The 22,055-nt window shown below is 40.8% G+C and carries 18 protein-coding genes; 10 read left to right on the forward strand and 8 right to left on the reverse strand.

The features are described 5' to 3' along the window. On the forward strand, positions 1 to 352 hold a 352-nt coding region (locus AB5Y61_RS10060; RefSeq protein ID WP_368404049.1), incomplete at its 5' end, for an ABC transporter permease. A 257-nt stretch (positions 353 to 609) separates the two neighbouring features. Continuing rightward, positions 610 to 2,100 (forward strand): lysine--tRNA ligase, encoded by a 1,491-nt coding sequence (lysS, locus tag AB5Y61_RS10065; RefSeq protein ID WP_368404050.1) that lies wholly within the window; start codon positions 610 to 612, stop codon positions 2,098 to 2,100. A gap of 36 nt (positions 2,101 to 2,136) precedes the next feature. Here the strand turns inward: lysS and AB5Y61_RS10070 are convergent, their stop codons facing one another. The 3 genes from AB5Y61_RS10070 to AB5Y61_RS10080 form a co-directional block, all read right to left on the reverse strand. Then, a complete protein-coding gene (locus tag AB5Y61_RS10070) occupies positions 2,137 to 2,760 on the reverse strand; it encodes a histidine phosphatase family protein (RefSeq protein WP_368404051.1) in 624 nt (207 codons plus the stop codon). 21 nt (positions 2,761 to 2,781) lie between these two features. Continuing rightward, a complete protein-coding gene (locus AB5Y61_RS10075) occupies positions 2,782 to 3,255 on the reverse strand; it encodes an aminoacyl-tRNA deacylase (protein WP_368404052.1) in 474 nt (157 codons plus the stop codon). Positions 3,256 to 3,396: 141 nt separating this feature from the next. Further along, a complete protein-coding gene (locus AB5Y61_RS10080) occupies positions 3,397 to 4,272 on the reverse strand; it encodes a GH25 family lysozyme (RefSeq protein WP_368404053.1) in 876 nt (291 codons plus the stop codon). A gap of 248 nt (positions 4,273 to 4,520) precedes the next feature. Between AB5Y61_RS10080 and ftsW the strand changes: the two genes are divergently transcribed. The 4 genes from ftsW to tpiA all read left to right on the forward strand — a co-directional run bounded on the left by ftsW (position 4,521) and on the right by tpiA (position 11,024). Further along, positions 4,521 to 5,762, forward strand: a complete 1,242-nt coding sequence (ftsW, locus tag AB5Y61_RS10085; RefSeq protein ID WP_368404054.1) for a cell division peptidoglycan polymerase FtsW — start codon at positions 4,521 to 4,523, stop codon at positions 5,760 to 5,762. Between the two features lie 38 nt (positions 5,763 to 5,800). Beyond that, positions 5,801 to 8,626 carry a phosphoenolpyruvate carboxylase gene (gene ppc / locus AB5Y61_RS10090; RefSeq protein WP_368404055.1) on the forward strand — a complete coding sequence of 942 codons (2,826 nt, stop codon included), beginning with the start codon at positions 5,801 to 5,803 and terminating at the stop codon, positions 8,624 to 8,626. Between the two features lie 278 nt (positions 8,627 to 8,904). Beyond that, positions 8,905 to 10,101, forward strand: coding sequence for an elongation factor Tu (tuf, locus tag AB5Y61_RS10095; RefSeq protein ID WP_061564186.1), 1,197 nt, complete (start codon positions 8,905 to 8,907; stop codon positions 10,099 to 10,101). 164 nt (positions 10,102 to 10,265) lie between these two features. Further along, positions 10,266 to 11,024, forward strand: a complete 759-nt coding sequence (gene tpiA, locus AB5Y61_RS10100; RefSeq protein WP_368404056.1) for a triose-phosphate isomerase — start codon at positions 10,266 to 10,268, stop codon at positions 11,022 to 11,024. A 231-nt stretch (positions 11,025 to 11,255) separates the two neighbouring features. Here tpiA and AB5Y61_RS10105 read toward each other — a convergent pair whose 3' ends face one another. The 4 genes from AB5Y61_RS10105 to AB5Y61_RS10120 are packed head-to-tail and all read right to left on the reverse strand — an operon-like array spanning position 11,256 to position 15,818. Beyond that, positions 11,256 to 12,491: an aminoacyltransferase gene (locus AB5Y61_RS10105; RefSeq protein ID WP_368404057.1), complete on the reverse strand. Its 1,236-nt coding sequence runs from the start codon at positions 12,489 to 12,491 to the stop codon at positions 11,256 to 11,258. A gap of 5 nt (positions 12,492 to 12,496) precedes the next feature. Next, positions 12,497 to 13,708, reverse strand: coding sequence for an aminoacyltransferase (locus AB5Y61_RS10110; protein ID WP_368404058.1), 1,212 nt, complete (start codon positions 13,706 to 13,708; stop codon positions 12,497 to 12,499). 3 nt (positions 13,709 to 13,711) lie between these two features. After that, entirely contained in the window at positions 13,712 to 14,518 is an 807-nt protein-coding gene (gene yidA, locus AB5Y61_RS10115; protein WP_368404059.1) for a sugar-phosphatase, read from the reverse strand. After that, positions 14,508 to 15,818, reverse strand: coding sequence for an HD domain-containing protein (locus AB5Y61_RS10120; protein ID WP_031574032.1), 1,311 nt, complete (start codon positions 15,816 to 15,818; stop codon positions 14,508 to 14,510). The genes yidA and AB5Y61_RS10120 overlap by 11 nt, the downstream gene beginning before the upstream one ends. Before the next feature lie 115 nt (positions 15,819 to 15,933). Between AB5Y61_RS10120 and AB5Y61_RS10125 the strand changes: the two genes are divergently transcribed. From AB5Y61_RS10125 to AB5Y61_RS10135, 3 genes are all read left to right on the forward strand, one after another. Next, on the forward strand, positions 15,934 to 16,317 hold the full coding sequence (locus AB5Y61_RS10125; RefSeq protein ID WP_368404060.1) for a DUF1934 domain-containing protein: 384 nt from the start codon (positions 15,934 to 15,936) through the stop codon (positions 16,315 to 16,317). Positions 16,318 to 16,521: 204 nt separating this feature from the next. Continuing rightward, positions 16,522 to 19,206 carry a cation-translocating P-type ATPase gene (locus tag AB5Y61_RS10130; protein WP_368404061.1) on the forward strand — a complete coding sequence of 895 codons (2,685 nt, stop codon included), beginning with the start codon at positions 16,522 to 16,524 and terminating at the stop codon, positions 19,204 to 19,206. Positions 19,207 to 19,329: 123 nt separating this feature from the next. Next, positions 19,330 to 19,998, forward strand: a complete 669-nt coding sequence (locus AB5Y61_RS10135) for an MIP/aquaporin family protein (protein WP_368404062.1) — start codon at positions 19,330 to 19,332, stop codon at positions 19,996 to 19,998. A gap of 30 nt (positions 19,999 to 20,028) precedes the next feature. Here the strand turns inward: AB5Y61_RS10135 and AB5Y61_RS10140 are convergent, their stop codons facing one another. Further along, a complete protein-coding gene (locus tag AB5Y61_RS10140; protein WP_368404063.1) occupies positions 20,029 to 20,886 on the reverse strand; it encodes a metallophosphoesterase in 858 nt (285 codons plus the stop codon). Positions 20,887 to 21,061: 175 nt separating this feature from the next. On the opposite strand from AB5Y61_RS10140, the gene prfB reads away from it, so the two are divergent. Beyond that, positions 21,062 to 22,055 (forward strand): peptide chain release factor 2 gene (prfB, locus tag AB5Y61_RS10145; RefSeq protein WP_368404064.1). Its coding sequence is split into 2 segments (ribosomal slippage), with 993 coding nucleotides annotated over them: positions 21,062 to 21,133 and positions 21,135 to 22,055; the frame shifts between segments, so codons are not numbered across the junction. This gene is flagged as partial in the annotation.

Consider the following 22,055-nt stretch of genomic DNA (forward strand, 5'->3'; position numbering starts at 1 on the left):
TGGTGGCATTGGAGTCATGAATATCATGTTGGTTTCTGTTACCGAGCGGACGAGAGAAATTGGTCTTCGCAAGGCCTTGGGAGCAACGAGAAGTAAGATTTTGGTTCAATTTTTAATTGAATCGATGGTCTTGACCATCATTGGGGGGCTAATTGGACTTGGCCTTGCTTATGGTGTGAATAGCTTGATTACTACACTTGCTGCATCCTCCCTAGAAGGACCGCCGATTATTTCCTTAAATGTTGCTATCGGTAGTATTATTTTCTCTGCATTTGTTGGCATTATCTTTGGGATTTTACCAGCAAATAAGGCTTCTAAGTTAAACCCTATCGAAGCACTGCGTTATGAATAAAAAATAGGAGCGAGTCAGGATGAATTGTTCAGGATTCACACGCTCCTTTTTTGTAGTCTTGTCGAACCCTTTTCAATCATATTGCCTTATAAAGGTTAAACTGATTGAGCAGTCAACGATAGTGTTCAAATTTTTTTGAGTATTCATTCAAGAAGCTGCATTTTTTCTTCTACCTTATTTTTGTTTAATTGGTAAATATTAGTGAATTTCTGGTCTAAATATGATAGAATAGGGAAGAATAACTTAGGAGGTTCCAAATGACTACTGAACATATGGAAGAATTAAATGACCAGCAGATTGTCCGTCGTGAGAAAATGACGGCCCTTCGTGAACAAGGAATCGATCCATTTGGAAAACGATTCGAACGTACTGCAAATTCAGGTCAATTAAAAGAAAAATATTCAGAATTAGATAAAGAACAACTCCACGACTTGAACGAAACAGCTATTATTGCCGGTCGTCTTGTAACAAAGCGTGGAAAAGGAAAGGTTGGCTTTGCCCATCTTCAAGACCGAGAAGGTCAAATTCAGATCTACGTTCGTAAGGACGCTGTTGGAGAAGAAAACTATGAGATCTTCAAAAAAGCAGACCTTGGTGATTTCCTCGGGGTAGAAGGAGAAGTGATGCGGACCGACATGGGTGAGCTTTCAATCAAAGCAACTCACATTACGCATTTATCAAAAGCCCTTCGTCCCTTGCCAGAAAAATTCCACGGACTTTCAGATGTTGAAACCATCTATCGCAAACGTTATTTGGATTTGATTTCAAACCGTGAAAGTTTTGAACGCTTTGTAACCCGTTCAAAAATCATCTCTGAAATCCGTCGTTATTTAGATGGTCAAGGCTTCCTTGAAGTAGAAACACCAGTGCTTCACAATGAAGCTGGTGGGGCATCTGCGCGTCCATTTATCACTCACCACAATGCACAAAACATTGACATGGTCCTTCGTATCGCGACCGAGCTTCACTTGAAACGCTTGATCGTTGGTGGGATGGAACGCGTTTATGAAATTGGACGCATCTTCCGTAACGAAGGAATGGATGCCACTCACAACCCTGAATTTACTTCGATCGAAGTCTACCAAGCTTACGCTGACTTCCACGATATCATGGACTTAACAGAAGGTATCATCCAACATGCTGCGAAAGCGGTCCATGGTGATGGTCCAATTGACTATCAAGGAACAGAAATCAAAATCAATGAACCATTCAAACGGGTTCACATGGTTGATGCAATCAAAGAAATCACAGGTGTTGACTTCTGGCAAGACATGACCTTTGAAAAAGCTGTAGCACTTGCAAACGAAAAACATGTACCAGTTGAAAAACACTACACAGAAGTGGGACAAATTATCAATGCTTTCTTCGAAGAATTCGTTGAAGAAACCTTGACGCAACCAACTTTTGTTTACGGTCACCCAGTAGCAGTATCTCCATTGGCTAAGAAAAATCCAGAAGACCCACGCTTCACTGACCGTTTCGAACTCTTCATCATGACCAAAGAGTATGCCAATGCCTTCACGGAATTGAATGATCCGATCGATCAATTGCAACGTTTTGAAGCGCAAGCTCGTGCCAAAGAATTGGGAGATGACGAAGCTACAGGCATCGACTATGACTACGTTGAAGCTCTCGAATATGGTATGCCACCAACAGGTGGACTTGGAATTGGTATTGACCGTCTCGTTATGTTGTTGACAAATGTGACCACGATTCGCGACGTCCTTCTCTTCCCAACCATGAAATAAGCTAAAAGAAAACACTGATCACGCGATCAGTGTTTTTTAGTCTTCCGTATAAGAAGTGTCGTTCCAAGTGTCTATGTGATAGTGCTCAAAATCATCTGTTGTTAGAATCGTCACACTAGCATTATTGAGTCCGCCATTTTTGCGAAGTTCTCCTATTTCATAACCGAGCAAGGTTCGAATAGAAGCTGTCAGATTGGCCCCGTGTCCAACGATGAGAACGGTATCGAGTTCTTTTCCTTTCAAACTTTTTACAAAATCGCAGGTCCGTTTGGTTGTATCATAAACCGATTCCGCATCAAAGATTTCATTTTGGAAACGGGCTAAGTTATGTCGAAATGCATCCATTTGTTGGGGATAAATGGACGTGATTGTAGCGATCTTAGCTCCTTCCAATTTTCCTAACTTCCACTCACGAAGAGCAGAAGTTAGTTGCAATTCTATAGGCTTCTCTAATTGATCAAGGATGATCTGTGCAGTATGAACAGCACGTGGAAGATCACTAGAATAGGCCGCATCAAATGGAACGGTAGCTAAGTGTTTTCCTAGTTTTTCTAGCTGATGAATGGAGGTAGGTAATAGTGGGGAATCTCCACTCGAGCCTTGGAAGCGTCCTTCTTCATTCCATTCTGTTCGTCCATGTCGAATAAAATATAGTTTCACAGTTTTTTTCCTTCTCTGTAATTATTCTATAATATCTGCAAAGGTAGCCTCTACAAAGTCAGCTAGAAGTTGTGGTTTGATTTGAATACTGTGGCCAATTTCTCCAGCGGATACAATCATGCTTTCTAACTGAAGGGCAGATTCATCGATAAAGATAGGAAAAGAATGTTTCTGACGAATCCCGACCGGGTTATTGGCACCGTGAATATAACCAGTTGTCTTTTCAAGATCCTTTTGAGGAATCATAGCGACTTTCTTATTCCCCGATAATTTTGCTAGCTTTTTCTCTGAAAGATGCTCTGTAATAGGAATGATCCCAATCACAGGACCTGTCTTATCTCCTTTGAGAGCCAAGGTTTTGAAAATGGTAGAGCGATCAATTCCTTCTGGCAAAATCCCTTCTAAAGCATTGATTTGTAGGGCAATGTGTTCAATCTTTGCCTTGGTCAGGATTTGTTCGACCAAGGTCTTTTTCACTTTATTTTTTTTTGCCATAATTTTCTCCCTTTCTGATATTCTCCATGAACTTCATTTTTATTAGACCATTATAACACATATTCGTTATGATTTTCAGATCACCTTCTAATATAGAAAACAGCAGAAGAAGTGAAGAACACTTGATCTGCTGTATGACGTCTATGAGGAAGATCCATCTTTTTGTACTTTAAATAGTTTCCGATAAATTGCTTCTTGGTCTTGCGTCGGAGCAATTTGGTTGAGATCCAAGTAATGTGAGAATCCATTTAATTGTCCTTGCGAAGTATATTGATGCAAGTCGTATTCCGTATTGGTATCTGGTGCGGCGTTATAGTAGCCGTCATCAAATCCATATGTAGGAATCCAAAGAGCCGTAAATTTATCTGTGGAGATACTATGTTCTTCCATGAAGTAGGTTCCGATATAAAGTCCAATATTTTTTGCACCCAAAGCTTGTAGTTTTGCTCGGAAAGCTTCAACGCCTGCATTCATATCCTTCATGGTTTTTTCTTCAACATCCAACCAATAGTAGGTCGGTTTATAAGGAGAAGCAGCCTTGTAAAATTCTTCTGCCTCTTTCTCCATTTCTTTTTTATCCTTGGCCGCGACATAAGCATAGACCGCGACAGGAATGTTCCGCTTTTGGAATTCTTGGATATGAGTTTGATAAGATTTATCCAGACCATTTAAGTAGGTCGCTGCATTTTCCTTTTTAGCTTGAGCACCACTGTGAACACGAACGATCACGCCCCCTACATTTTGAGAAAGGGTATCATAATCGATTTCACTTGGCAATTGCCAACCAGAAATATCAATGATCGGGCGACCAACCAGTTCTGGATTAATGTCTTCTTCTTTTTTTGAAGAAGAGGAAGCAGTTGTTGCTTTTTTTGATGTATTGGAGTTCGGAATGGTTTTGGTTGTTTGCTGTCGTTCTCTTGCTTGTAGATCGGCAATCGTTCGTGAAAGAACGAGAAAAGAAATGAAACCGACAAAAAAGACGAAGAGAACAATGGGTTTTATCCTTTTTCTCATACAGAAACATTTTACCGTAAAACAAACGAAAAGGCAAAACTTAATGCTTAAAAGACCGTTATTTTAGTCATTATTTTTAAAAAATAGGAATCTTCTTATCAAAAAAGACCAAAAATAATTGAAAATAGGAAGGATATACAAAATTTTTTTATAAAATAATGAAGAAGCCGAATCTTTTCTGGCCTTTCCTTTGTATTGTACCTTAAAAATGATATAATGAAGGTTGAACATTAGGAATATGGTGAACTATGAAAATTGAAAAAAGACATCTATTAAACTATTCCATCCTCATTCCCTATTTGATTTTATCCATTATTGGTTTGATTGTAGTTTATTCGACAACAAGTGCCTTGGCGATTCAAAGTGGAGTGAGTTCCACTCGAATGGTCAAGACACAAGGACTCTTTTTTATCCTTAGCCTTTTTACTATCGCATTAATTTACAAATTCAGCTTGAATTTTCTTCGAAATAAGAAGGTTTTAGCCTTCGTGATTTTTATTGAAGTCATTTTATTACTTCTATCAAGGTTTGTCACAAGTACGGTCAATGGAGCCCACGGTTGGTTGACGATTCCAGGTGGATTTAGTATTCAGCCAGCGGAATATCTCAAAGTTATTTTGGTCTGGTATCTAGCCTTGATTTTTTCCAAGCGACAAGATGAGATCAAGGAATATGATTACCAAGCTTTGACCCATAATGAATGGGTTCCTCGAAATCTAACCGATTGGCGTTGGTTGACCTTGATCCTTATTGGGATTGTTGTCATTATGCCAGACTTGGGGAATGCGACGATCTTAGCCTTGACAGTACTGATAATGATTACAGTCAGTGGTGTCGGTTATCGTTGGTTTTCTTCTTTACTAGGAGTAGTTGTTGGAGCTTCCACTCTTATTTTGGGGACAATCTGGATTATTGGTGTGGACCGTGTGGCTAAAGTTCCTGTTTTTGGGTATGTTGCCAAACGATTCAGTGCCTTCTTTAACCCTTTCAATGACTTATCTGGTGCAGGACACCAATTAGCCAATTCCTATTATGCGATGAGTAATGGTGGCTGGTTTGGTTTAGGACTTGGAAATTCTATTGAAAAACAAGGTTATCTACCTGAAGCGCATACGGATTTTGTGTTTGCAATTGTTATTGAAGAATTAGGCTTTGTAGGCGCTAGTTTAATTCTTGCACTCTTATTCTTCTTGATCCTTAGGGTCATTCTGGTTGGTATTCGGGCAAGGAATCCCTTTAATTCGATGATGGCCATTGGAATCGGTGGTATGATCTTAATTCAAACCTTTGTTAACATCGGTGGAATATCTGGTTTGATTCCTTCTACTGGGGTCACTTTTCCCTTCTTATCTCAAGGGGGAAATAGCTTATGGGTTCTGTCGGTTGCTATTGCTTTTGTCCTTAATATCGATGCTAGTGAAAAACGAGCTCGAATGGAAGAAGAAGGAATTGTATTTGAAGAAAAAGGCAAAATTAAGCCTTATTATTAAAATGTATTTGCGAGATGGCTATTCAAAAAGGAGAAAAAATGGTCTTACAAAAATTAGAGAACTTTAGAAATAAAGATATTGTTAAAGAAGAAGCCGAAATTTTAACCAATTTATTGGATGATATTACGAAAAATTTGGTTCGTCCAGAAACATTTGAAAAGATCTCACAATTGAAAGATCTATCGAAAACAAAGAATTATCGTGATTTGAACCAACTAGTGGAACAATTGACAAATGAAGAAATGACAGTCATTTCACGTTATTTTGCCATTTTACCACTCTTAATTAATATCTCAGAAGATGTCGATTTGGCCTATGAAATCAATCATTTGAATAACGTGGATGGTGATTACCTCGGAAAACTTTCTTCAACCATTAAAGAAGTTGCGAAAAATGAAGATGCACAAGAAATTCTTGAAAATCTCAATATTGTACCGGTTTTGACAGCCCATCCAACTCAAGTGCAAAGAAAGACTATGCTGGATCTGACCAATCATATCCATGCTCTTCTTCGTCAACACCGGGATGTTAAAGCGGGATTGATTAATGAAAACAAGTGGTATAATAACCTTCGTTGTAATATTGAAATCATGATGCAAACGGATATGATTCGTGACAAAAAATTGAAGGTTACAAATGAGATCACCAACGTCATGGAATATTACAATAGCTCCTTTTTACAAGCTGTTCCAAACCTTATGCTGGAATACAAACGCTTGGCAAAAGAGCATGGATTAGAACTCGAACAACCACGTCCGATTACAATGGGCATGTGGATTGGGGGAGACCGGGACGGAAATCCGTTTGTAACAGCCGAGACCTTGAAACGTTCAGCAACCATTCAAAGTGAAGTCATTTTGAACTATTACATCGAAAAGATTTCTAAATTATACCGTCATTTCTCACTTTCAACGAGTCTTTCTAAAACAAGTGAAGCAGTAGCTGAAATGGCAGCCCTATCAAGTGATACATCTGTTTTTCGTGAAAAAGAGCCATACCGTCGTGCTTTCCACTATATCCAGTCAAAATTGATCCAAACCTTGGTCAACTTAAAAGAATGGACGATGGTTGGGGAAACTAGAGAAGATCGTTATGCTGTCGAGAGATTATTAGGAGCAAACGCTCATCAACAAGGGCCAGTTTCTGATTATATCGGCAATCGTATCTCTGGAGCTTTAAAGAAAATTTCTGAGAAAGAAGCTCCAGCTTATGCCTCTGCTCAAGAATTCAAAGAAGACCTTGAAAAGATCAAAGATTCCTTGTTAGAAAACAAATCAGAGTATTTAATTTCTGGTGAGTTAGCAGAACTTCTAGAAGCCATCGATGTTTTCGGATTCTATCTGGCCTCTATTGATATGCGCCAGGATTCTAGTGTGCATGAAGCCTGTGTAGCAGAATTATTGAAATCAGCAGGGATTAATGACCATTATTCTGATTTATCAGAGGATGAAAAGTGTCAGGTTCTCTTGAAAGAACTCTTAGAAGACCCACGGATTTTATCAGCCACCCATGCTGAAAAATCTGAACTACTTGAAAAAGAACTAGCAATTTTCCAAACGGCCCGTGAATTGAAGGATCGTTTAGGAGAAGAAGTCATTCGTCAAAACATCATTTCTCATGCAACAAGTGTATCAGATATGTTGGAATTGGCTGTGATGTTGAAAGAAGTGGGCTTAATTGATACGGAAAAAGCTCGTGTGCAAATCGTACCTTTGTTTGAAACAATCGAAGATTTGGATCATTCAGAAGAAACGATGAGAAGCTACTTGTCTCTTCCAATTGCCAAACGTTGGATTGCTTCCAAGAACAACTACCAAGAAATTATGTTAGGTTACTCGGATTCTAACAAGGATGGCGGCTACTTGTCTTCTTGTTGGACCCTCTTTAAAGCCCAACAACAATTGACTGCTATCGGAGATGAGTTCGGAGTGAAGATTACTTTCTTCCATGGTCGTGGTGGTACGGTTGGTCGTGGTGGAGGTCCTACTTATGAAGCCATCACTTCTCAACCATTGAAATCTATTAATGACCGTATCCGCTTAACCGAGCAAGGGGAAGTGATCGGCAATAAATACGGGAACAAAGATGCTGCCTACTACAACCTTGAGATGCTCGTTTCAGCAACCATTAACCGGATGATTTCCGAACAAAAGAGTCCTTTCTCTATGTTTGATCGTTTTGGGGAAGTCATGGATCAAGTTGTCAATCGCAGTTACGATATCTATCGTGATTTGGTCTTTGGAAATGAGCACTTTTACGATTACTTCTTTGAATCAAGTCCGATCAAAGCTATTTCTAGCTTTAATATTGGTTCGCGTCCAGCTGCCCGTAAGACTATTACAGAAATTGGTGGTTTGCGTGCCATTCCTTGGGTCTTCTCTTGGTCACAAAGTCGGGTCATGTTCCCAGGTTGGTACGGAGTTGGTTCAAGTTTTAAGGAATTTATCGATGAAGATCCTGAGAATATCGAAACTCTTCGATATATGTATAAGAACTGGCCTTTCTTCCAATCTCTCTTGTCAAATGTGGATATGGTCTTATCCAAAGCCAACATGGATATTGCCTTTGAGTATGCGCAATTGTGTGAGGAAGAAGAAGTCCGCAATATCTATCAGATTATCTTACATGAATGGCAATTGACCAAAGATATCATCCTGATGATTGAGGAGCATGACGAATTGCTCGCGGAAAACCCTTATCTGAAAGAAAGTTTGGATCATCGGATGCCGTACTTTAACGTCTTGAACTATATTCAGTTAGAATTGATTCGACGACAACGGACTGGACAACTATCAGCCGATCAAGACAAGCTAATCCATATCACCATCAATGGAGTGGCTACAGGATTACGAAATTCAGGTTAAAAAAATCGGAACATTGTTCCGATTTTTTTCTGCTCTCAAACAGGAGTAATAGAAGGTGCTTATAAGCTTGAATAGAAGATTTTTAAGTGTAATTTTCAAACCTTGACCAGGATCTTTCTGCAAGATGACAAAATTAAAGAAAAGAAGAGGAATAATTAAGAAAATATAGGTAAAAGGCTTGCAATTTTATCTAAAATTCGATAGAATAGTAAGGAAAGTTAGACTGTATTGCCTACTGTCTATCTATAAAATATATTTTATTGGAGGCTTTTACTCAAATGGCAAAAGAAAAATACGATCGTAGTAAACCACACGTTAACATTGGTACTATCGGACACGTTGACCACGGTAAAACTACCCTAACTGCAGCTATCACAACTGTTTTGGCACGTCGCTTGCCTTCATCAGTTAACCAACCTAAAGACTATGCGTCTATCGATGCTGCTCCAGAAGAACGCGAACGCGGTATCACCATCAACACTGCACACGTTGAGTACGAAACTGAAAAACGTCACTACGCTCACATCGACGCTCCAGGACACGCGGACTACGTTAAAAACATGATCACTGGTGCCGCTCAAATGGACGGAGCTATCCTTGTAGTAGCTTCAACTGATGGACCTATGCCACAAACTCGTGAGCACATCCTTCTTTCACGTCAGGTTGGTGTTAAACACTTGATCGTCTTCATGAACAAAGTTGACTTGGTTGACGATGAAGAATTGCTTGAATTGGTTGAAATGGAAATCCGTGACCTTCTTTCAGAATACGATTTCCCAGGTGATGACCTTCCAGTTATCCAAGGTTCAGCTCTTAAAGCTCTTGAAGGTGATTCTAAATACGAAGACATCATCATGGACTTGATGAACACTGTTGATGAGTACATCCCAGAACCAGAACGCGATACTGACAAACCATTGCTTCTTCCAGTCGAAGACGTATTCTCAATCACTGGACGTGGTACTGTTGCATCAGGACGTATCGACCGTGGTATCGTTAAAGTCAACGACGAAATCGAAATCGTTGGTATTAAAGAAGAAATCCAAAAAGCGGTTGTTACTGGTGTTGAAATGTTCCGTAAACAACTTGACGAAGGTCTTGCAGGGGACAACGTTGGTGTGCTTCTTCGTGGTATCCAACGTGATGAAATCGAACGTGGACAAGTTATTGCTAAACCAGGTTCAATCAACCCACACACTAAATTTAAAGGTGAAGTTTACATCCTTTCTAAAGAAGAAGGTGGACGTCATACTCCATTCTTCAACAACTACCGTCCACAGTTCTACTTCCGTACAACTGACGTAACTGGATCTATCGAACTTCCAGCTGGAACTGAAATGGTAATGCCTGGTGATAACGTGACTATCGACGTTGAGTTGATCCACCCAATCGCCGTTGAACAAGGTACTACATTCTCAATCCGTGAAGGTGGACGTACTGTTGGTTCAGGTATGGTTACTGAAATCGAAGCTTAATTCGATCTAGTTCCCAGATTAACAATTATATAGACAGACAGAAAACCCCGTGAAGACGGGGTTTTTATTTTGGCAAAAAGTAAAATGAGCTTGTGCAACCTTTCATTATGACGAAAATTATGGTAGAATAGGTAGTATAAAATTAGAAAAACGAGGTATGTGAAATGTCACGTAAACCATTTATCGCTGGTAACTGGAAAATGAACAAAAATCCAGAAGAAGCAAAAGCATTTGTTGAAGCAGTAGCATCAAAACTTCCTTCAGCTGATCTTGTTGAAGCTGGTATTGCTGCAGCTGCTCTTGATTTGACAACTGTTCTTGCTGCTGCTAAAGGGTCAAACCTTAAAGTTGCTGCACAAAACTGCTACTTTGAAAACTCTGGTGCCTTCACTGGTGAAACTAGCCCACAAGTTTTGAAAGAAATCGGTACGGACTATGTTGTGATCGGTCACTCAGAACGTCGTGACTACTTCCACGAAACAGACGAAGATATCAACAAAAAAGCAAAAGCAATCTTTGCAAATGGTTTGCTTCCAATCATCTGTTGTGGTGAGTCACTTGAAACTTACGAAGCTGGTAAAGCTGCTGAATTCGTAGGTGCTCAAGTATCTGCTGCTTTGGCTGGTTTGACTCCTGAACAAGTAGCTGCATCTGTTATCGCTTATGAGCCAATCTGGGCAATCGGTACTGGTAAATCAGCTTCACAAGACGACGCACAAAAAATGTGTAAAGTTGTTCGTGACGTTGTAGCTGCTGACTTCGGTCAAGAAGTAGCTGACAAAGTACGTGTTCAATACGGTGGTTCAGTGAAACCTGAAAATGTTGCTGAATACATGGCATGTCCAGACGTTGATGGAGCTCTTGTTGGTGGTGCATCACTTGATCCAGAAAGCTTCTTGGCATTGTTGAACTTCGTAAACTAATCTAACAGAAAAAGAGAGTGGGACAGAAATCGGTAATTCGTTAGAATTCGATTTCGTCGTCCCACCTCCGCACAGTTGAGTAGGGCTGTAAAAGCTGATGCAATCAGCGTAGTAGAGCCCACTCAACCACTGCGTCTTGCTCGACAATCCAAAAACAATTGAGAGGCTAGGACTTTTGTCCCAGCCTCTTTTATTGTCTTAAAAAACCAGCTGAGACGCTGGTTTTATTTTTTATGAACGACGCAAAAGTTTCTTGATGAGAGAAATCAATTTGTATTTAAGAGGACGCGGATAATAACGGAAGGTCCCCATCTTACGGATGATGTAGCCGTTGAAGTTTTGTTTGAAACGAAGAACACCGTCTGAGCCATCAAAGATCCCTTGAATGCCAAGGAAGTTGTATCTTGGGATACCACGTTTGATGGTTTCAAGCATCATATATTCCTGGAGAACAGCAGGAGCATAGAACTTATTAAATTCTGTATAAGAGCCACTGAATAAATAGGTGGATTCTTGTGGCATATAGACGAAGAGGCTACCTGCAAGAATGACGTCTTTGTCTCCATATTTTTCAATATATTCTTTGGCTTCCTGTTTTCTCACTTCAAAGGTATCAAACTGACTAGAAAATTCACGAAGTTGATTTTGTTTTTTCTCTGAGTTGGGATTTAGTTCAAGATCCTTCTGTAATTTTTCAATCTTCTGTGCTAGTTTCGCTTGGTCTTTTTCAAGATTCGTGTAGTAGTGGTGGAAGTTCAGCGTTGCAATCATGAAATCTGCCTTGTCGCCAAAGCTATCATAGAAGGTTTGGTAATAATCCAAGGTCTTGTCCTGATAGTCTCGACGATCACTAGTAGAGGAAGTAATATCCTTAAAGAGTTGCAGTTCATTGCGGTTTAATCGTTTCAGTTCAATACCGAAAGATTTGGCTTTTTTGACAAGTGGCTTTCCTTTTTTACTGAAGCTTTTGAGAAGATTTTTTTCGGTGATGCCCTCCATATCTTTCACATAGTGCCAATCACCTTCTCCGCCTGGATAACCTGTTGTTAAACCATCATGCTGATAGCCCAAGTTTTTAAGGGTATCCATAAAATGGGTTTGCTCTTCACTGATTGGATTACCGTCACTATCAAAGGTTTGATAGGTATCATAGGGCTTGATGACGAGTTCAATAGCGCCTTTGTCTTTCGCATAGTCTTTTAAAGCTCCATAGAAGGGTTCTAGCATAGCTTCCTCTTGGTAAAGGGGGCCAGAATTGATTTCCATATGGAGACCACCTGTCATAGGAAGACTGTACAAGATTGCTGCCACTTGGACTTGATCTTCTTGTTTCCAAGCGATAAATTGGACCGTGTTTCCTCGCTTTTCAAGTAGATCTGCCATTTCAGCAGACTGGATAAAAGAGCGATGGGAGACAGCATTTGCAAATGTGGTAAATTCTTCTTTTGAAATTGTCGTAAGAGTCATGTAACTTATTTACTCCTTAATTTTTTCCGGATCTTGTAAGCTGTGTTTACAAGTGGATAGAGTGGACTTGTTGGAAGGTTGAATTCCCCAACAAATTCTTCAATGATAGGATTAAATTTAGATTTAAAATGATAGAGTCCACCATCGAGTGAATTTTCAATGCCTCCCATATTTTGCCAAGAAGCACCACGGTCGAAAGCGTGTTGGGCAGTTTCATACCAGGTGAGGATGGCGGGTTGGTAACGGCGGAATTCTTCATCCATCCCTGCATAAACATTTTCAGATGTCCCACCGAATTCAAGACTTAAGGTTCCAGATAAAGGAACGACCTTTTTACCAGCCTGGAGATGCTGCTCAAGAAATTGCAGTTCTTCCTCTATGCGCTCTTTTTCTTTTTGGTTGTTCTCAACTTTGCCAGGCTTTGTTTTTTCGGTGAATTTTTCAGCCTCTGCCTTGTTTTTTTCAAGATCTTTTGTAAGGGAGGTTTTCCGCTTCTCGAGATCTAGAGTAGATAAAGTAATGTAGGATTTTCCTTGGTAGGTTGTGAGTAGTTTTTCGTAGTAGTCTTTTCCACGTAAATGAATGCTTTTACGTGCCTCAGTCTTTTTCATGAGAGAAGCAAAGTCCTCTAACAATTCAGTCCCGCCAAATTGCACTTGGATCCCTTTGTTTCGAGCGGTTCGGATGGCTTGTCGAGTAGATTTTGAAAGATCTTGCTCGGTGAAAAACTCTTTGTGGATATTCGCTTGAAAGCGTGGTTGGATATTTTCTGCCATATCACTGGTTCGGCCAGTCCATTCAACCCCTTCTTTAGTTAAGGTGTCGATCACCGCTTGCACAGCAGGAGCTTCTGTCTTTTCTTGTCCAATCAAGTGTTTACTCAAGAAAAGACTTGGATCAAATTTCACAAACAAGGCCTTGTATTGTTTGGCTATCTTTTTAAGGGACTGGATCACAAATGAAACCAGCTCCTTGTTTTGGTAATCCATGATCGGGCCTCGAGGAATATAGAGCATGGAAAAGCCAAGTGGCAGGGGTTGAATCAAGATGCTTGCAACCGCGACTAATTGGTCTTCTTGATAAAAACCAACCCGTTCATTTCCCCAATTATCTTTGATTTTTGCCCATGAGCTGCTTTGTAAGAGATTGGTTTGGTCACTCTGAATAACAAAGTCATCATGCTCACTAGCAGAAATTCCTAGCTGGTAATGGTACATTTCTTATAATACCCACTTTCTAATGGCGTATGCAACGCCAGATTCATCATTTGATTTAGTGATACTTGTAGCAATTTTTTTGAGAGCTGGATTGCCATTTTCCATAACAACGGCATGTCCTACAACTTCTAACATGGAGCGGTCATTTTCCTCATCTCCGATAGCCATGGTTTCTTCTTGCTGGATTCCAAGTCGTTCAGCTAGATGAAGAACGGCGGCTCCTTTATTGGTTGTTTTCCCTAGAATTTCTAAATAAAAAGGGGCTGATTTGACCATAGTGAAGCGGTCCTTGAATTCTTTAGGGATTTTTGCAATCGCAGCATCTAGAATGTCTGGTTCATCGATATACATGGCCTTGACAAATTCTTTCTCACGAACTTCTTCAGGCGTCCGGTAATAAAGGGGCATATTGACCAGTTGGGATTCATGAATGGTGTAGCGTCCGATATCTCGATTGCTGGTATAGATACCATCTTTAGTAATCGCATGAGAGTGGATTTGGAGTTTGTTAGCAAGAGACTCGATATCAAGATAATCCTCATAGGTTAAGAGGTCCTTGATGAGTTCTTTTCCAGTAGCGGTTTCTTGAACCAGTCCACCGTTAAAGGTAATGACATAGTCTCCATGATCCATGAGGTGAAGTTCCTTTAAGAGTTTTGAGACACCTGCAATGGGACGACCTGTTGTGATCACAATTTTGACACCTGCGGCTTTAGCGTCTTGAATGGCTTCAAATACGGAAGGTGTGATCTCTTTTTTTGAATTGAGGAGTGTACCGTCGATATCGATCGCAACTAATTTAATGGACATCCGTCTCTCCTGTAAAATAATCATTGGTAATGTAAGAAGTGAATTCTTCTACTTGCTTACTGAAAAGTCCGTTAGCTTCCAACATTTCTTTTGGAAAATAGAAGCGGTTGTCTCCATAGCGGGTTCCTGCAAGGGCAGCGACAAGTGGAGATAACTGAGACAACTCGGCCAAACTTCCATCTTTTCTTATCATCTCAATCTGAGTCCGCGGTTTTTCAAGCTCTGGCCGATAAATATCGTAGGGCAAATCGAAATTTTGGTGGATGGCTGTGTAATAAGTAGGATTAAACCCAACCTCTTTAATCAGTTTTTCAAGGATTACTAAGTCTTTTCGCTTATCTTCTGTAAATAGAATCGACTTAAAGACTTTCCGATTGATATAGCGCTGAGCAAGATCAGACAGGATAGTATCCGGGCTGTCCATCCAGACTTGGAAATAGGTATTCATGACACCGTCATCTAGATTTAAGTAGTCTTGAATGGTGACCTCTTCTTCAAAAAATGGAATCAAGCGAGGTGAAGTCAATTGAAAATACTCTTTCTGATCTGGATAAATGGTTCTTGCGCGTTTGAGTAGATTTTGAAGGAGGACTTCCATGGCACGAGTAGCCGGGTGGAAGTAGACCTGCATATACATTTGGTAACGGCTGACCACGTAATCCTCAACAGCGTGCATGCCATTTTGTTGGAAGGCAATACCATTTTCAATCGGACGAATGACGCGCAGGATACGGGTCAAGTCAAATTTCCCATAGGATGCACCCGTAAAATAGGCATCCCGCAGTAAATAATCCATCCGGTCTACATCAATTTGACTAGAAATCAATTGCACTACTTGTTTATTGGGATAGGTATGATCAATGACGCTGGCTACACGATTTGGGAAATCAGGTGCCACTTGTAAGAGGATCTGATTGACCTCCGTCTCAGGACTGGTGATGATCAGCTGGGTCATTTTTTCATGATCGGTCCCAAAGAGTCCTTCGAAGGTATGGGAATAGGCACCATGGCCAATGTCATGAAGAAGAGCGGCTGTCATGGTCAGTAAGTTTTCATCAGAATTCCATTGCTCTGCATACTTTTCCTCAAAAATAGACAGAATCCGTCTTGAAATTTCATAGGCGCCCAGACAGTGAGAAAAACGACTATGCTCCCCACCGTGGAAGGTAAAACCAGATGTCCCCAGTTGTTTGATGCGGCGTAGTCGTTGAAATTCTTTACTATTAATTAATTGATAAATGATCGGATGATCCACATGTACGTAATCATGTACGGGATCGCGAAAGACTTTTTCATTCATGGGTCTATTATAGCAAAAAAAAGCCTATTTTGCGATTTAGAGGCTAATAGGGGCAGTCAAAATGCGTAAAATTTGATAGAATAGTAAGGCAAGAAAAGAAGGGAAGGAGACAAAGATGCAGATTCGAATTCAAAATACCATTCGATTTGGAGAAGAAATGGAAATCGTTGATCAGTACTATCAAGGTGAATGGAAGGAAAAAGCAGGTTTTCAATATCTCTTGTATACCAATGAAGAAGATGAAAAGGTTGCTTTGAAATTTTCCAACGAAGAATTGGTTATGACACGCTTCTCAACACCTAAATCCATTATGCGCTTCTATAAAAATGAAGATGGTGGGGCAATCATCCCAACTCCGATGGGGATTCAGCAATTTTTAATTACAACAGACCATTTTCAAATAGAGGAAGGAAGCTTGCGAGCGTCTTATCGTTTGCTAACTCTTGATGGGGAACAGGAATTTGCCAATTATCAATTATTGGTTGAATGGGAAGAATAGACCTCATTAAATTATTAGAGATCCAGCTTGCTTTATTCTATAAAAATGGTATAATAAAACCACTCAAGGGAGTAGCTGGCGGATTTCCCGCGATAGTGTCGTCATTCCGAATTATTTCCGGCACTATATTAAACAGCGAGACTTGTTTTTTTAAAAAACAGGTCTCTTTTTTTGTAAAAAGAGGCCAAAAAGGAGGAGACTATTTTGTCAAAAGAACAAAATAAAGACTTGTTTTACACGCAAACTGCAGAAGAAGTCCTAAAGAATTTGGACTCATCTATCGAAGGTTTGTCAACTGCTCAAGCTCAAGAACGCCTAGCGACTTATGGTCGAAATGAGTTGGAAGAGGGCGAAAAACGTAGCCTACTAGCTAAATTCCTTGATCAATTTAAGGATTTGATGATTATCATCTTGCTTGTGGCAGCAGCACTTTCTGTGCTTACAGAAGGGATGGACGGTTTAACAGATGCCATGATCATCTTGGCCGTAGTTGTCTTGAATGCTGCCTTTGGGGTATACCAAGAAGGGCAAGCAGAAGCAGCCATTGAAGCGTTGAAAAATATGTCTAGCCCGATGGCCCGGGTTCGTCGGGATGGCCACGTTATTGAGATTGATTCAAAAGAATTAGTTCCTGGGGACATCGTCTTGCTAGAAGCGGGAGATGTCGTGCCTGCTGATATGCGCTTGTTTGAAGCAGCTTCCCTTAAAATCGAAGAAGCAGCTCTTACAGGAGAATCTGTTCCAGTTGAAAAAGATGTGACAGGACTTGTCGAAGCTGATGCAGGTATTGGTGACCGCGTCAATATGGGTTACCAAAACTCAAACGTAACATACGGTCGTGGTATTGGTGTCGTGACTAACACTGGTATGTATACAGAAGTTGGGAAGATTGCGGATATGTTGGCCAATGCGGATGAAACAGAAACACCATTGAAGCAAAGCTTGACTCAATTGTCTAAGACCTTGACCTACTTAATCGTTGTGATTGCCGTTATTACTTTCTTGGTTGGTGTCTTCGTTCGTGGAGAACATCCATTAGAAGGATTGATGGTTGCGGTAGCCCTTGCGGTTGCGGCCATTCCAGAAGGACTTCCTGCTATTGTGACTATCGTTCTCTCTTTGGGAACGAAAACCCTTGCTAAACGCAATTCAATCGTTCGTAAATTGCCAGCCGTGGAAACACTTGGTTCAACAGAAATCATCGCATCTGATAAAACAGGTACTTTGACCATGAATCAAATGACGGTTGAGAAGGTTTATACAAATGGTCAATTGCAAAGTTCAGCAAGTGAAATTGCTGCTAGCAACAATACTCTTCGTATCATGAACTTTGCCAATGACACTAAAGTGGACCCATCTGGTAAATTGATTGGGGACCCAACTGAGACAGCCCTTGTACAGTTTGGTTTGGACCACAATTTTGATGTCCGTGAAGTCTTGAAGGATGAACCACGTGTGGCAGAATTGCCATTTGACTCTGACCGTAAGCTTATGTCTACTATCCATAAGGAAGCTGATGGTTCATACTTTATCGCTGTCAAGGGGGCCCCTGACCAATTGCTCAAGCGTGTGACACGTATTGAAGTCAATGGGGAAGTTCGCCCTATCACGGATGAAGATAAAAAAGCTATCCTTGCTACCAACAAAGACTTGGCTAAACAAGCCCTCCGTGTCTTGATGATGGCTTATAAGACAAGCCATGAAATTCCAACCTTGGAATCTGAAATCGTTGAGTCTGACCTCATCTTCTCTGGTTTGGTCGGCATGATTGACCCTGAGCGTCCAGAAGCAGCAGAAGCTGTTCGTGTCGCTAAGGAAGCAGGTATCCGTCCGATTATGATCACAGGTGACCACCAAGATACAGCGGAAGCTATTGCCAAACGTCTCGGTATCATCGATCCAAATGACACAGAAGATCACGTCTTCACAGGGGCTGAGTTGAATGACCTCACTGATGAAGAATTCCAAAAGGTCTTCAAACAATACTCTGTTTACGCTCGTGTATCTCCTGAACACAAGGTTCGGATCGTGAAAGCATGGCAAAAAGAAGGTAAAGTTGTTGCCATGACTGGTGACGGGGTTAATGACGCTCCATCACTTAAGACAGCTGATATCGGTATCGGTATGGGAATTACTGGTACAGAGGTTTCTAAGGGAGCTTCTGATATGGTTCTTGCCGATGACAACTTCGCTACTATTATCGTAGCGGTAGAAGAAGGACGAAAAGTCTTCTCTAATATCCAAAAATCTATCCAATACCTCTTGTCTGCCAATATGGCTGAAGTATTCACTATCTTCTTTGCAACCCTCTTTGGTTGGGATGTTCTTCAACCAGTGCATCTTCTCTGGATTAACTTGGTAACAGATACCCTACCTGCCATCGCCCTTGGTGTGGAACCAGCTGAGCCAGGCGTGATGACCCACAAACCTCGTGGTCGTAAATCTAACTTCTTTGACGGTGGTGTCTTCGGAGCTATCCTCTATCAAGGGATCTTCCAAACCATCCTGGTTCTCGGTGTTTATGGTTGGGCCTTGATTTCTCCTGAACACTCTACTCGTGCAGAAATCCATGCTGATGCTTTGACCATGGCCTTTGCAACTCTTGGATTGATCCAATTGCTCCATGCCTTTAACGTTAAATCAGTTTACCAATCGATCTTTAAAGTGGGACTCTTCAAGAACAAAACATTTAACTGGTCTATCCCAGTAGCCTTTATTCTCTTAATGGCGACGATTATGGTACCAGGATTCAATAAACTCTTCCACGTGTCTCATTTGAGCTTGACACAATGGTTGGTGGTTGCTGTAGGTGCCCTTATGATTGTTGTCCTTGTTGAAATCGTTAAAGCCGTTCAACGTGCACTTGGTAAGGATAAAAACGCCATTTAATCGCGTATCAAAAGTCATCTTCGGATGGCTTTTTTGCTTGCAGAGATGTCTGGGCATATTTCTTGAGCCCAGACTGGATTTTTGATAAACTAGACAACAGTTTGAAGAAAGGAAACTTATATTATGAAAAAGTTTTTTGCTGAAGTAATCGGTACATTTATGCTTGTCTTTATCGGGACTGGCGCTGTTGTTTTTGGAAATGGGACTGAAGGTCTGGGGCATTTAGGAATTGCCTTGGCATTTGGTTTGTCCATTGTTGCAGCAGCCTACTCTATTGGGACTGTTTCTGGTGCTCACTTGAACCCAGCTGTTTCCATTGCTATGTTTGTCAATAAACGCTTGTCGTCTAAAGACTTGATTAACTATATCGCAGCACAAGTGGTTGGAGCAGTTCTTGCGTCTGCAACAGTATTCTTTCTCTTGTCCAATTCAGGGATGTCAACTGCTAGTCTTGGTGAAAATGCCTTGGCTAAAGGAGTGACTCCATTTGGCGGTTTCTTGTTTGAAGTGATTGCATCCTTTATCTTTATCTTGGTCATCATGACAGTGACATCAGCTTCTAAAGGAAACGGGAAAATCGCTGGTCTTGTCATCGGTTTGAGCTTGACCTTGATCATTCTTGTTGGTTTGAACATTACAGGTCTTTCTGTTAACCCAGCTCGTAGCTTGGCTCCTGCACTTTTTGTAGGTGGTGCAGCACTCCAACAAATTTGGATCTTTATCTTGGCTCCAATCGTTGGCGGTGTCTTGGCAGCTCTTGTTGCAAAAAATCTCCTAGATACAGAAGAGTAAAAAATTGGTCCCAGAGGGGCCAATTTTTTATTATAGTTCAAGGATGGTCATGGCTTGAGAAAATTCATGAGCCAGTTGTTTTTTCTTGTATGCTTTAAATTCAGGAAGGTCTTTGATTCTGCGATAGCGTTTGTAGGGATCGTATCGTTTTGGAAAATCATATTCAGGAAAAGCTTCGAAAAATTGTTTGCAAAGATCCCATTCTCGGACATAGCCTAAAGGTCTGGCATGATAGGTGATCGTGTCAATCGTTGTTGCTGGCATTCGGTGGTGGCTATGACCAAAAATCACCTCTCTGACAGGATATTGTCTAAAGAGTTCATGAAAGGCTTGGCTCCCTAGAAAAGCATTAAAGCGTTCAAAATAAGGGTGGCGCAGGAGAAACTGACTATGAGGCACAAAGTGCATAGCGATGATCAAGGGTTGATCCACTTGCATGAGTTCTGTTTCGAGCTCTCGCAACAGACGTTGGGTAATGGCTGGATCAGATCCCATTCGTTGGAGGCGTCTATCAAACCAAAACAGATTCTTGGTTTGGAGATGTTTTTGGGGAGAGAGAGTAGGAACAAAGCTGTAGTCATACCAGCCGGAAAAGGCAAGGAGTGTATGCTTTGAAAAAGGAATCTTTTGAAATTCAAAAGGACTTATGGCGTTTTCTGATAGCCCAAGCATATCATGGTTCCCCAGACTGAAGGTTACGGGGACTTGGTGTTGAAGTTGGGCTATAAAATCTTGTGAGATCTTTTCAAAGCCATTGGCAATATCTCCTGCGATATGGAGGTGTTGAATCTCTTCTTGCTTGAAAAGTGTGATGAGGGTCTCTATTTCTTCCTGGCCAAAGAGGTTTGAATCAATATGTAAATCGGACATAAAAGCTACTCTTGTCATGCTAACAAGTCTAGCATATCCAGTTCTTTTTTTCTAACAATTAGGTTACAAATAATTAAAAAAGTACTTAAAATCAGCTGGATTCGCAAAGGTCAACTAGCAGTTCCAATATTGAAAGGTGGGCAAATAGTGAAGGTTATGATATAATAGACTAGATACATAGAAAGAGGTACTTATGGACATTTCAGAAATTCGTCAAAAAATTGACGCAAATCGTGAAAAATTAGCTTCTTTCAGGGGGTCTCTTTGACTTAGAGGCATTGGAAGAAGAAATTGCCATTTTAGAAAATAAAATGACAGAACCTGATTTTTGGGATGATAATATTGCTGCGCAAAAGACATCCCAAGAATTAAATGAACTCAAGCAGACCTATGAAAATTTCCATCAAATGGTGGATCTCTTTGATGAGTCAGAAATCTTGCTAGACTTTTTGACCGAAGATGATTCGGTCAAAGAAGAATTGATTGAGAAATTGGAGGAGCTGGATAAACGTATGACCAGCTATGAGATGACCTTGCTATTGTCTGAACCTTATGACAATAATAATGCCATCTTAGAAATCCACCCAGGTTCAGGAGGGACAGAAGCTCAGGACTGGGGCGACATGCTTCTTCGGATGTATACTCGTTTTGGAAATGCCCACGGCTTTAAAGTTGAAGTCTTGGACTATCAGGCTGGAGATGAGGCCGGAATCAAGTCTGTGACTTTATCCTTTGAAGGGCCACATGCATACGGTCTTCTGAAATCTGAAATGGGGGTACACCGTTTGGTTCGAATCTCTCCATTTGATTCTGCTAAACGACGTCACACCTCCTTTACTTCTGTTGAAGTCATGCCTGAATTAGATGATACCATCGAAGTCGAAGTTCGGGATGATGATATCAAGATGGACACCTTCCGCTCTGGTGGAGCTGGTGGACAAAACGTCAATAAGGTCTCTACAGGGGTACGCTTGACCCACATCCCGACAGGAATTGTTGTCGCATCTACTGTGGACCGGACCCAATACGGAAACCGTGATCGAGCAATGAAGATGTTGCAAGCTAAACTCTACCAATTGGAGCAAGAGAAAAAGGCTGCAGAAGTAGACTCTCTTAAAGGGGATAAAAAAGAAATCACCTGGGGAAGTCAAATTCGCTCCTATGTCTTTACCCCTTATACCATGGTT

The organism is Streptococcus parasanguinis (assembly GCF_040908565.1).
In the GTDB taxonomy this organism is placed as follows: domain Bacteria; phylum Bacillota; class Bacilli; order Lactobacillales; family Streptococcaceae; genus Streptococcus; species Streptococcus parasanguinis_AC.

What these genes read in the sequence shown, in the direction of transcription:
- ppc (WP_368404055.1), top strand. Translation starts at nt 5,801, where the DNA reads ATGGTCTTACAAAAATTAGAGAACTTTAGAAATAAAGATATTGTTAAA.
- AB5Y61_RS10110 (WP_368404058.1), bottom strand. Translation starts at nt 13,708, where the DNA reads ATGTACCATTACCAGCTAGGAATTTCTGCTAGTGAGCATGATGACTTT.
- AB5Y61_RS10080 (WP_368404053.1), bottom strand. Translation starts at nt 4,272, where the DNA reads ATGAGAAAAAGGATAAAACCCATTGTTCTCTTCGTCTTTTTTGTCGGT.
- AB5Y61_RS10105 (WP_368404057.1), bottom strand. Translation starts at nt 12,491, where the DNA reads ATGACTCTTACGACAATTTCAAAAGAAGAATTTACCACATTTGCAAAT.
- AB5Y61_RS10135 (WP_368404062.1), top strand. Translation starts at nt 19,330, where the DNA reads ATGAAAAAGTTTTTTGCTGAAGTAATCGGTACATTTATGCTTGTCTTT.
- AB5Y61_RS10120 (WP_031574032.1), bottom strand. Translation starts at nt 15,818, where the DNA reads ATGAATGAAAAAGTCTTTCGCGATCCCGTACATGATTACGTACATGTG.
- AB5Y61_RS10140 (WP_368404063.1), bottom strand. Translation starts at nt 20,886, where the DNA reads ATGACAAGAGTAGCTTTTATGTCCGATTTACATATTGATTCAAACCTC.
- AB5Y61_RS10075 (WP_368404052.1), bottom strand. Translation starts at nt 3,255, where the DNA reads ATGGCAAAAAAAAATAAAGTGAAAAAGACCTTGGTCGAACAAATCCTG.
- ftsW (WP_368404054.1), top strand. Translation starts at nt 4,521, where the DNA reads ATGAAAATTGAAAAAAGACATCTATTAAACTATTCCATCCTCATTCCC.
- lysS (WP_368404050.1), top strand. Translation starts at nt 610, where the DNA reads ATGACTACTGAACATATGGAAGAATTAAATGACCAGCAGATTGTCCGT.
- tpiA (WP_368404056.1), top strand. Translation starts at nt 10,266, where the DNA reads ATGTCACGTAAACCATTTATCGCTGGTAACTGGAAAATGAACAAAAAT.
- AB5Y61_RS10125 (WP_368404060.1), top strand. Translation starts at nt 15,934, where the DNA reads ATGCAGATTCGAATTCAAAATACCATTCGATTTGGAGAAGAAATGGAA.
- tuf (WP_061564186.1), top strand. Translation starts at nt 8,905, where the DNA reads ATGGCAAAAGAAAAATACGATCGTAGTAAACCACACGTTAACATTGGT.
- yidA (WP_368404059.1), bottom strand. Translation starts at nt 14,518, where the DNA reads ATGTCCATTAAATTAGTTGCGATCGATATCGACGGTACACTCCTCAAT.